The sequence below is a fragment of the Microseira wollei NIES-4236 genome, from assembly GCF_020521235.1.
Taxonomy (GTDB): domain Bacteria; phylum Cyanobacteriota; class Cyanobacteriia; order Cyanobacteriales; family Aerosakkonemataceae; genus Microseira; species Microseira wollei.
In genome coordinates this window covers 1-861 of sequence record NZ_BLAY01000477.1, presented here as the reverse complement: position 1 = coordinate 861, position 861 = coordinate 1, and the positions used below count along the sequence as shown (strand labels likewise).

At 52.1% G+C, this 861-nt stretch carries 2 protein-coding genes; one reads left to right on the top strand and one right to left on the bottom strand.

Translation table 11 applies throughout. The features are described 5' to 3' along the window. Positions 1-120 precede the first annotated feature (120 nt). Positions 121-336, top strand: a complete 216-nt coding sequence (locus MiSe_RS49345; protein WP_226594909.1) for a hypothetical protein — start codon at positions 121-123, stop codon at positions 334-336. 9 nt (positions 337-345) lie between these two features. On the opposite strand, the gene MiSe_RS49340 is transcribed toward MiSe_RS49345, so the two are convergent. After that, a partial coding sequence (locus MiSe_RS49340) for a CHAT domain-containing protein (RefSeq protein WP_226594906.1) occupies positions 346-861 on the bottom strand: 516 nt, incomplete at its 5' end.

Here is an 861-nt window from a genome sequence, read left to right as displayed (position 1 = left end):
AACCATCTCTGTACGCGAAGTCTAGCGATGATTGCCCCTACCCTCAACGATCGCCACACCCACGATCTGTAGGGGCACGGCATCAACCATCTCTCTACCCGATCAAAAGACTTCGCTGCCGTGCCCCAAAACCCCGCCCATCAATACCTCACCGATACAGCAGATTGCCTGGGTCAGGTACAACATAAGGAAGATGGGGAAGATGGGGAAGAAATTTCTTCTAGTTCAAGAGTCTTCCTCATCTCCCTTTTCTCCCTTGTCTTCCTTGTCTGCTTGAGTTTCCCTCATGTACCTCATGGGGCGGCAATCCGCTATACATTGTTTCTGGTGGGGTAGGCGACACGTTCACTCAGCTTCGCCAATTAAGGTGAATGCTGCCCAATCTCTAGGGTTGGGGTGTTGCTGCATTGTGGTTAACATAGCTTGGCGCAGGGATTGGGCTTTATCGCCGGTGCGCTGGAATTGTTGATAAAATTCAGTCATTAAAGCGGCTGTGGGCGCATCGGGAACCAACCACAAAGAGACGATCGCACTGGGAACTCCGGCAGTAATCAAAGCACGAGATAAACCGATGACGCCATCGCCGGTGATGCGCCCAGAGCCAGTATTACAGGCACTCAAGACGACTAATTCAGCGCTGAGGTTTAATTCTAAGATTTGTTCGGCAGTGAGCAAACCGTTATCGGTGCCAGAAGGGGCGAGAGCGATCGCGCTTTGCAATCCCTGAATATCATTTAACTGGACAGACGGGAATTCCCCCGCTATAGGTGTACTCACCTTAGCGGCGGGATGAAAGGCGAGTGAGAAGACGATTGCACCGCCGACCAATCGAACAATCGCAGATCTTGGCAGGAGAGGCGG